The organism is Anaerobacillus sp. MEB173 (genome assembly GCF_052119505.1).
In the GTDB taxonomy this organism is placed as follows: Bacteria; Bacillota; Bacilli; order Bacillales; family JBJMAU01; genus JBJMAU01.
In genome coordinates, this window is record NZ_JBJMAU010000033.1 from 1 (window position 1) to 10,123 (window position 10,123).

The window sequence follows — 10,123 nt, forward strand, 5'->3', positions numbered from 1 at the left end:
AATCTTTCTAATTTAAATAGTTGGCCCGTTGGTCAAGCGGTTAAGACACCGCCCTTTCACGGCGGTAACACGGGTTCGAATCCCGTACGGGTCACCAAAGAAAATTTTACATTATGATGCCGGCCTAGCTCAATTGGTAGAGCAACTGACTTGTAATCAGTAGGTTGGGGGTTCAAGTCCTCTGGCCGGCACCATGTAATTAACTTTAATTAAGATATACTTAGATAATAAGAGGCTGAGTTCATTTGATTGCTAGACGCGATCTTTGGAACAGTCTTTTTTTGAATATACAGAAACTTGATACTTTATATTGTCACAAATTATTTTCTGTGTTAAAGTACTAAGAGTTATAAAAATAATATTGTTAGGGGAGCTATGAGGTTGGCTGAGAGGATATCCTGATGAAGATATCGACCCTTTAACCTGATCTGGATAATGCCAGCGTAGGGATGTATAATGATCTGCATGCTTTTTAAAATGTAAGTCTACACGTCTCTTGGCGTGTAGACTTTTTTATTGAAAGGGGGTATTTATGAAATCTTTTCGTCAGTATGTACTTTCAGCTGTGCCTATGGTCATGACTATCATGCTTTTTATTGGATTATGGGAAGGAGCTGTTCGTTTTTGGAACATTGAGACTTGGATTTTACCAGCACCAAGTTTAATTGTTCACTCGTTTTTTGAAACGTGGGATCTTTTACCAGGGCATATATGGATGACCACAAAAGAAGCGATCCTTGGTTTTTTATTAGGGATTGTTGTTGCGTTAGTGGTGGCTTTTGTTTTGGATATGTCGCCACTATTGCGAAAGGCTGTTTATCCAATTCTCCTATTTTCACAGACAATTCCTATTATAGCGATTGCTCCACTATTAATAATTTGGTTTGGTTATGGGATTCTTCCAAAGGTATTAGTTGTGGCGCTTGTGACATTTTTTCCAGTTGTTGTAAGTTTGTTGGAAGGTCTGCAATCAAGTGATCGCGATATGATCCGGCTAGTGCGTTCAATGGGAGGTTCAGTCTGGCAAGTATTTTATTCTGTCAGGTTTCCACATGCACTTCCTTATTTGTTTACAGGGTTAAAGATCGGTGCTACATACAGTGTACTCGCAGCCGTCATTTCTGAATGGGTGGGAGCCAGTAAAGGATTAGGTATTTACTTAATAAAGGCGCAGAGTTCCTTTGCGACAGACAAAGTCTTCATTGTGATTGTATTGATTTCAATTTTAAGCTGTCTGTTATTTTTGGTAGTCGTATTAATTAGTAGAATGGCAATGCCATGGAAACACAAGGTAAAAAAATAAAGTAATTTTGAGGAGAGAAACCGGATGTTAAAGAAATTAATGGCGTGTTTATTGTTAGTACTGATGTTTGCTTTAGTTGGTTGTAGTAATCAATCTGAAGAATCAAGCCAAAGTGAAGAAGTAGAGGTAGAAGTAGAAGGGAGTTCTGAAACTGATGGACAAGCAGATGTTTCAGCGGGTTTAGTTGAAGCAACCTTAATTTTAGATTGGGTTCCGAATACGAATCATACAGGTATATATGTTGCTCAGGAGAAAGGCTTTTTTGAAGAAGAGGGGCTTGATCTAACGATTATTGAACCTGCAATGGAAGGTGCCCTACAAGTTGTTGCGGCAGGACAAGCTGATTTTGGAATCGCTTCTCAAACGAGTGTGACGATAGCCAGATCAACTGATATTCCGGTTGTTTCGATTGCGGCAGTGATTCAAGAACATACATCTGGATTTGCTTCACCAGTTGAGAAAAATATTACATCTCCAGAAGATTTCGAGGGCAAAACATACGGTGGCTTTGGAGGTGCGGAAGAAGAAGCAATTCTTACTACTGTCCTAAATGCCCATGATGTAGATCCTTCAGCTGTGAATAGTGTAACTGTAGGTTCGGCAGATTTTTTTGCTAATACGAAGAGAGAGATTGATTTTCAATGGATTTTCTACGGTTGGACCGGGATTGAAGCAGAGGTTCGTGGTGAAGACATCAATATGATCTATTTGAAGGATATTGATCCTGTATTTAGTTATTATTCCCCAGTTATTTTTAGTAACAATACAGTGATTGACCAAAATCCCGAACTTGTTGAAAAATTTATGAGTGCTGTGTCTAAAGGATATGAATTTGCAATTGAAAACCCAGAAGAAGCAGCTGAAATCTTGATTGCTGCAAGTCCAGAAACAAATGCTGAACTAATTCGGGCATCACAACAATGGTTAAGTCCGAGATATCAAGGGAACGCAGAAAAATGGGGAATCCAAAGCGAAAAAGTTTGGAATGACTTTTCAGCATGGTTGCTTGATGCCGGTTTGGTTGAAACAGAAGTATTAACAGAGGAAGTAATGACCAATAAATTTTTACCTTAATAATAGAGGGAAACAAATACTTTTACGATAGAAATTAGGTGCTGTTATGGAAATCACTATTCGCAATTTGGATCACTCTTATGGTGGTGAGCCAGTGATTGATGGGATGAACCTCTCTTTAAAAAAAGGTGAATTTGTTTCATTAATTGGCCCAAGTGGTTGCGGAAAGAGCACGTTATTTAATCTTATTACAGGATTAGAAGTTCCTAATGCTGGGGACATATTGATTGATGGAAACGATGTTAAAGGAGAACGTGGTCATTGCAGTTATATGATGCAAAAAGACTTGCTATTTCCATGGAAGACCGTTCTTGAGAATGTCATGTTAGGTCCGCAAATAACAAAACAACGAATAGACGAGGTTAAAGAAGAGGCTCTATCTTTATTTCCATTATTCGGTTTAGAAGGCTATGAGGATTATTATCCAAAAGCATTGTCGGGAGGCATGAAACAGCGGGCTGCGTTATTACGAACTTTTTTTCATAAAAAAGAATTATTGCTTCTAGATGAACCATTTGGGGCGCTTGATGCATTGACTCGTGAGAAGATGCATGATTGGCTACTGCAAATTTGGAGTCAAATGCAAAGGACAGTATTATTTATTACGCATAGTATTGATGAAGCGATTTTCTTATCGGACCGTATCTATGTATTGGCGCCGCGTCCCACTAACGTTGTATTAGAAGTTAAGGTAACATTACCTCGACCAAGAAAAAAAGAAATGAAGGTCACAACTGAATTTGTACAGGTAAAGCAACTGTTAATGAACGCCTTATACGAAATGAAATAGGGAACGTGTTAAGGTGACAATGGATGATTTTATTAAGAAGGGATGAAAAATCATGAAATTTTCGGAACAGTTAAGAAAAAAAGTAGATTCTATTTGGAATGCTAGCTTTGAGCATCCGTTTGTTAGAGGAGTTGCTGACGGTTCACTACCTTTAGAATGTTTTGCTTATTATGTTCAGCAAGATTCGTTTTATCTTTCTCGATTTGCACAAGTTCAAGCAATTGGCGCCGCGAAGGCATTGGATTTTCACACAACGTCGCAAATGGCGTTTCATGCGAAATCAACATTTGATGCAGAGCATATGCTGCATGAAGGTTTTGCAAAAGAGCTAGGACTTACAAAAAATAAAGATGGTCATATGGCTGCTGAGCCTGCACCAACTGCTCTTGCCTATACGAACCATTTGTTTGCCGTAGCTTATAAAGGCTCATTAGGCGAATGTATTGCGGCAATTCTTCCTTGCTACTGGTTGTATTGGGAAATTGGGGAGAAGTATAAAGGATCAACTCCGGCTCACCCAATCTATCAAAAATGGATTGATACGTATGGAGATGAGTGGTTTGAAAAGCTCGTAAAGGAACAAATTAACCGTTTAGACGAGTGGGCAGAAAAAGCTTCAGATGAAGAGAAGCAACGAATGGAATCGATCTTTGTAACAAGTAGCCGATATGAATATATGTTTTGGGAAATGGCGTATACATTAGAAAAGTGGCCAGTGTAGGGAATTATTTAAGGAGAATTAAGGCCTTTGTAAAATTGTAAAAAGAATATGACAAAAGAAGCTTAGAGAAACGAATTTCTCTAAGCTTTTTTTCTAGTAGTAAATACTTTCTTTCATGAGGCAGTTCTGACACGTTCTGACTAATCCTTGTTCTATAAAATGATGTTCACATGTATTTTGTATGTGCAAAAGCTGTTCTTTTTGGAATTGGAGTTCGTTTTCTAAATTCTTAATGTTTCTTTTTAATTCTACAACTCTATCATAGTGATCTGCATTATGAGAATTATTGATAGAGTTTGCTGCCATGGCTACGAAACTCCTCTGCTTTCTCAGATAATCCCTGTTCTACAGCTGTATTTTCATTGATGCCTTTTTCGGCTGCTAGTTTACGAATATCCTGTGTGATGCTCATACTGCAAAATTTAGGGCCGCACATTGAACAGAAATGGGCTGTTTTTGCCCCTTCAGCCGGTAATGTTTCGTCATGATATTCCATCGCTCGTTCCGGATCAAGGGATAAGTTAAACTGATCGCGCCAACGAAATTCAAAACGCGCTTTCGATAATGCGTCATCACGTTTTTGCGCATTAGGATGTCCTTTTGCAAGGTCAGCGGCATGAGCTGCCAGCTTGTAAGTGACAACACCAGTACGAACATCTTCTTTGTTTGGTAGACCTAAGTGCTCTTTTGGTGTTACATAGCAAAGCATCGCTGTCCCGTACCAACCGATCATTGCTGCCCCAATTGCTGAAGTAATATGGTCATATCCAGGGGCGACATCAGTTGTTAGTGGTCCTAATGTATAGAAAGGTGCTTCTTCACACGTGGCAAGCTGCCGGTCCATATTTTCTTTAATGAGGTGCATCGGTACGTGTCCCGGTCCTTCAACCATCACTTGAACATCATGCTTCCAAGCAATTTTTGTCAGCTCGCCTAAAGTTTCTAATTCTGCAAACTGTGCTTCATCATTTGCATCTGCGATCGACCCTGGGCGTAAACCATCTCCAAGGGAGAAGGCGATATCATATGTTTTCATAATTTCACAAATCTCTTCAAAGTGAGTGTAGAGGAAATTTTCTTGATGGTGAGCCAAGCACCACGCCGCCATAATCGAACCACCACGAGAAACGATACCAGTTACTCGTTTTGCAGTCATCGGAATATAGCGCAAAAGTACACCAGCATGAATGGTAAAATAACTTACACCTTGTTCTGCTTGCTCAATTAATGTATCACGGTACACTTCCCATGTAAGGTCTTCAGCAATTCCATTCACCTTCTCAAGAGCTTGGTAAATAGGAACGGTTCCAACTGGTACTGGTGAGTTACGAATGATCCATTCACGAGTTGTGTGGATATTTTTCCCTGTAGAAAGGTCCATTATGTTATCTGCGCCCCAACGTGTCGCCCACGTCATTTTTTCCACTTCTTCTTCAATTGAGGACGTAACCGCTGAATTCCCAATATTCGCATTTATTTTGACGTGGAAATTCCGTCCGATAATCATCGGTTCGCATTCCGGGTGATTAATGTTAGCTGGAATGATCGCCCGCCCTTCAGCAATTTCCTTGCGTACAAACTCAGGTTCTAATCCTTCACGAATTGCGATAAACTCCATTTCAGGTGTAATCATTCCTTTTCGAGCATAATGAAGTTGAGTTACGTTTTGTCCGTATTTTGCTCGGAGTGGTTTAATCATTGATGTATCAAATATCTCGGTATTCTGTGACTGTTCGCTTGATGAAAAACCATTATCCTCGGGCTTGATATCTCGTCCTTCATATTCTTCAACATCACCGCGCTCTAAAATCCAATTGCGACGAATTCTTGGCAGTCCTGTACGAATATCTACTTCATAATTTGGATCGGTATAGGGTCCACTTGTGTCATATACTTGGACGGGTTTATTTAGAATTTCTTCGTCACCGTTTACCGTTGGGCTTAGTTCAATTTCACGTACTGGTACTTTGATATCTTCTCTTGAACCTTGAAGATAGACTTTTTTACTTCCTGGGAAAGGGGATAAATTAACCGATTGCTTTGTCATTGAAAAGACCTCCTGAGAAATGAATAGTAAACAACTTGTAAAATAAAAAACCATTTTCTCTAGAGGAGGGGGGATATTATAGTAGTAAAAAGTGATAAAACATTATTTTGAATATAAGTAAAAAATATACATTATTAACCTCGTAGCACTAATGTAGTTTATTATTAAGTGCAAAAAAGACCGCTCAGTTGGAGGCGGTCTTTGTGTTTTTTGAGATTAACGTGTATTGACTCTTGAAACATATGTATATAGTCTATTAATTTATCCACTGTAAATACATAGATAAAAAATGATAGCTACAAAACATATGACAGTAAGAGTCATATCCCATAAGTGCAAAATCCCTCCGCTAGCATTACCTAGATCAGGTTTACGGTCGGCAGCAGACTAGCTACCCTCTCAGCTTGATATCTTCAAGCTCCCGTTTTGTCATTAAGTTGTTGGATATAGACTAACAAATATTGGTTGGATTGGCAAGAGAAAAGATTACGTGAAATGTATAGCAGGCTTTATAAACAGTCGTCAACCTCAACAGCGCTTTTAAATTATGTAGCTATGAGGCCGACGACAATTAAAGGTTGTTTAGAATATATGTTGTTATCAGAAAATTATGAAGTTTTTTCCAAAAAAGTTAAGTTAGGCTGTACGTATGGATTCGCTCGTTGTTTCAGCAGATAAATAAATTGCTATTTTTTGTAACATACACATTATCCTTTAGTATTTAAGAAGGATTTACCATATGCGACAGCTGTTCAACGGTCAGTCATATTCATATATACTGATTCCTCTATATCCCAATTTTTGCGATTTAATAAAAGTGGAACTATGTGATATATTTTAAAACATCGAATCTTCTTAAAAGTTTTAAGTCATGGGGAATTGGCGCCTGTTTCCTAATTATTAATGTTCAAAAAAATTTCTACTTAAGCAATAAAAATATGTAGAAAAGAAATCAAATTGGCTTTATGATAGAAAATAAAAAGTTTTCAAACGACTATAACTGACATAAGTCGATGGAGGAGAAATATACATGAAAGTATGTAAATTTGGTGGAACGTCATTAGCGAGTGCAGAGCAAATTAGAAAAGTTGGGGAAATTATTGCGGCTGATCCTGAACGTAAAATAGTCGTTGTTTCTGCTCCCGGTAAGCGTGATAAAAACGATACAAAGGTTACTGATTTATTAATTCAACTTGGAACGCAATTTTTAGCTAATGGTTCTGCTGAAGATGAATTGCAAGCTGTTATTGAGCGTTACCGTGACATTGCCAAAGGGTTGGAGCTTTCAGATAAAATTGTTGATGACATTACAGCTGATCTGCAAGAGCGTCTTGCGACTGAAGTAAAAAGCTCGGAGCAATTCATGGACTTAATGAAAGCTAGCGGAGAAGACAATAACGCCAAGCTAGTTGCCTTCTATTTACAAAGTAAAGGCATCGAAGCACAGTATGTTAATCCACAAGATGCTGGGCTTCTAGTAAGTGATGAGCCAGGAAATGCACAGGTCCTTCCTCAGGCGTACGATAATTTATATGAGCTTCGTAATCGTGATGGTGTTGTTATTTTTCCAGGATTTTTCGGCTATTCTCCTGAAGGAAACTTAGTAACATTTCCGCGTGGTGGTTCAGATATTACAGGTTCTATTCTGGCAGCTGGAATTGATGCTGATTTATATGAGAACTTTACTGATGTTGATTCAGTGTATGTTGCAAATCCAAATGTTGTTGATAATCCAAAAGAAATTAAAGAACTGACATACCGTGAAATGAGAGAGCTTTCGTATGCTGGATTTTCTGTTTTCCATGACGAAGCACTTATTCCCGCGTTTAGAAAAGGGATCCCCGTCTGTGTAAAAAATACAAATAACCCTTCTGCTCCTGGAACAATGATTATTGCAAAAAGGGAATACAAATCGAGTCCGGTTATTGGTATTGCTAGTGATGGCGGATTCTGTACAATTTATGTGCGTAAATATTTAATGAACCGTGAAATCGGCTTTGGCCGCCACTTGTTAGAAATTATTGAAGATGAAGGGATTTCATATGAGCATATCCCATCTGGAATTGATGATACATCTGTCATCTTAAAAGAAGATCAATTAGATGATGAGAAAGAGCTTCGCATTCTTGACCGGATCAAAAATGAGTTACATGTTGATGATGTTCATATTGAACGAGGCTTAGCAATGGTTATGATCGTAGGCGAAGGGATGAAGGATACAATTGGTATATCTGCGGGTGCTACAGCTGCCCTTGCAAGAGCAAAGGTTAATATCGATATGATTAACCAAGGATCTTCTGAAGTGAGTATGGTGTTTGGTATTCATGAGGAGCAAGCAGATGATGCTGTAAGGGAATTATACAACGAATTTTTTACTGAATAGGTGTTAAATACTATGCGCTATCAGTTTTGTCCAAAGTGCGGGGGAACATTAGAAGTAATGAACAATGAAGAAAATAAACCCCGTTGTGTTATGTGTGGTTTCATCTTTTATCAAAACCCTGTTGTTGGTGTAGCGGCTATTGTAATAAAGGATTGCGGTATTCTTTTAGGAAAACGAAGAGGAAGCTATTCGAACAAATGGTGTATCCCTTGTGGGTACGTTGAGTGGGATGAAGACGTGTATGATGCGGTAAAAAGAGAGTTTGCAGAAGAAACCGGGTTACAGATTAAAGTGAATGATGTGTATACTGTTTATTCAAACTTCCATAATCCAGCTCAGCATACTGTTGGGATTTGGTTTTTAGCTGAAGAAATAGGAGGAGAGCTGGAGGCTAGTGATGACCTTGTAGAAGTCGACTACTTTACATCCGGTAACATCCCGCCGTTAGCTTTTCCAACTGATTCTATCGTAATTGAGAAGTTGAAATTGGAAAAGTATATTAAATGAAAAAGCTGTTGCTGATTGTCCATCAGCAACAGCTTTTTCTTCTCTCTTAACTTTTATTATTGTTCATTGTTTTGATCATTGTTTTTAATTCAGCAATTTCTGTACGTAATGAAGCTAGCTCTTTTCTTGTTTCCTCTTCTTTATCCCCTTCTTCGGCTTTGTTAGCTTGTTCAACATTGCTGACAATGACTCCGATAAAAAGGTTAAAGATAATAAATGTTCCGACTAAGATGAAAATAACAAAGTAGACCCAAGACCACGTTAATTGTTCAAATATAGGTCGTGCGACGCCGCTAGCCCAAGATTCTAACGTAACGACTTGGAAAAGTGTTAATAGTGATAGCTGCAAATTCCCGAAATACTCTGGGGCAACTTCGTTAAATAACATTGTACCTGTTACAGCAAATATATAGAAGATAATACTCATCAGTAACATGATATTTCCTAGCGCAGGAATCGTAAGCAATAAAGCATCGACTAATTTTCTTAAGGATGGGATAACTGAAATCGCTCTTAGCACACGCAGGACACGAAGAATACGAAGAACTGTAATAAAATGTGCTCCAGCAAATAAATGGCCGCTTGCTACAATAATAAAGTCAAACCAGTTCCAGCTATTTGTAAAAAACTTATACGTTGGTTTGGCAGCAATCATTCTTAAGATAATTTCAATTGTAAAAATCCAAAGCAAAAGTCGATCTGCAAAGTGGAACCAGCCAATGTTAGGTTGATAAATGTTTGGATATGTTTCTAAACCGACGATGATAGCATTAATTAAAATTAAACCAATAATCGTATTTAGAAAGTAACGATGGTTGACGATTTCAGCTGCTTTATAAGAGAACGAGTTTTTATTTTGTTGTTTCGCTTTTGTTGATTCCATTGGTTATTTTCCTCCATATACTAGATAACACCCTATTAATTATACATATCTCATAATTACAACACTAGTTATTTTACTAGATAATAGATTTATAATAAATATTTTAGCTCATTGATATAAATAGAAATGTATTTTAAAAAAATAACAAAAATACACTTGCGTAGAATAAACGAATATGTTAAGATTATTTTTGTTGTCGCTGCTAAACAGTTGTCGACAAAAACCGACAAAAAAGTTGTTGACTTATTGTTGTGATGATGGTAATATTATAAAAGTCGTCATCAAACGACACGTTAGTTCTTTGAAAACTGAACAAAAAAAGCCAAGCGAATTATTGAGATACATGATATCTCGTCAATGAATTATTTTGAGCCGCAAACACTTTTATGGAGAGTTTGATCCTGGCTCAGGACGA

8 protein-coding genes, 2 tRNA genes and 2 riboswitches are annotated in these 10,123 nt (G+C 37.9%); of the genes, 8 read left to right on the forward strand and 2 right to left on the reverse strand.

Annotated elements, in window-relative coordinates; translation table 11 throughout:
* The first annotated feature begins 22 nt into the window (after positions 1 to 22).
* From ACJ2A9_RS23050 to tenA, 6 genes are all read left to right on the forward strand, one after another.
* Positions 23 to 97 (forward strand) — tRNA-Glu (locus ACJ2A9_RS23050).
* Positions 98 to 118: 21 nt separating this feature from the next.
* Positions 119 to 194, forward strand: a tRNA-Thr gene (locus ACJ2A9_RS23055).
* A gap of 162 nt (positions 195 to 356) precedes the next feature.
* Positions 357 to 467, forward strand: a riboswitch (TPP riboswitch).
* A 65-nt stretch (positions 468 to 532) separates the two neighbouring features.
* Complete coding sequence (locus ACJ2A9_RS23060) at positions 533 to 1,303, forward strand: ABC transporter permease (protein ID WP_441424045.1); 771 nt, start codon at positions 533 to 535, stop codon at positions 1,301 to 1,303.
* 24 nt (positions 1,304 to 1,327) lie between these two features.
* Positions 1,328 to 2,377, forward strand: a complete 1,050-nt coding sequence (locus ACJ2A9_RS23065; protein ID WP_441424046.1) for an ABC transporter substrate-binding protein — start codon at positions 1,328 to 1,330, stop codon at positions 2,375 to 2,377.
* A 46-nt stretch (positions 2,378 to 2,423) separates the two neighbouring features.
* Positions 2,424 to 3,167, forward strand: coding sequence for an ABC transporter ATP-binding protein (locus ACJ2A9_RS23070; protein ID WP_441424047.1), 744 nt, complete (start codon positions 2,424 to 2,426; stop codon positions 3,165 to 3,167).
* A gap of 52 nt (positions 3,168 to 3,219) precedes the next feature.
* Positions 3,220 to 3,888: a thiaminase II gene (gene tenA / locus ACJ2A9_RS23075; RefSeq protein WP_441424048.1), complete on the forward strand. Its 669-nt coding sequence runs from the start codon at positions 3,220 to 3,222 to the stop codon at positions 3,886 to 3,888.
* Between the two features lie 283 nt (positions 3,889 to 4,171).
* Here tenA and thiC read toward each other — a convergent pair whose 3' ends face one another.
* Positions 4,172 to 5,935 carry a phosphomethylpyrimidine synthase ThiC gene (gene thiC / locus ACJ2A9_RS23080; protein ID WP_441424049.1) on the reverse strand — a complete coding sequence of 588 codons (1,764 nt, stop codon included), beginning with the start codon at positions 5,933 to 5,935 and terminating at the stop codon, positions 4,172 to 4,174.
* A gap of 323 nt (positions 5,936 to 6,258) precedes the next feature.
* Positions 6,259 to 6,370: riboswitch (TPP riboswitch) on the reverse strand.
* A 595-nt stretch (positions 6,371 to 6,965) separates the two neighbouring features.
* Between thiC and ACJ2A9_RS23085 the strand changes: the two genes are divergently transcribed.
* Both ACJ2A9_RS23085 and ACJ2A9_RS23090 read left to right on the forward strand, forming a co-directional pair.
* A complete protein-coding gene (locus tag ACJ2A9_RS23085; RefSeq protein ID WP_441424050.1) occupies positions 6,966 to 8,318 on the forward strand; it encodes an aspartate kinase in 1,353 nt (450 codons plus the stop codon).
* Positions 8,319 to 8,330: 12 nt separating this feature from the next.
* Positions 8,331 to 8,825, forward strand: a complete 495-nt coding sequence (locus ACJ2A9_RS23090; protein ID WP_441424051.1) for a nucleotide triphosphate diphosphatase NUDT15 — start codon at positions 8,331 to 8,333, stop codon at positions 8,823 to 8,825.
* 46 nt (positions 8,826 to 8,871) lie between these two features.
* Here the strand turns inward: ACJ2A9_RS23090 and ACJ2A9_RS23095 are convergent, their stop codons facing one another.
* The gene (locus ACJ2A9_RS23095; protein WP_441424052.1) at positions 8,872 to 9,708 is read right to left on the reverse strand and encodes an ion transporter; all 837 of its coding nucleotides are present in this window, start codon (positions 9,706 to 9,708) and stop codon (positions 8,872 to 8,874) included.
* Positions 9,709 to 10,123 lie beyond the last annotated feature (415 nt).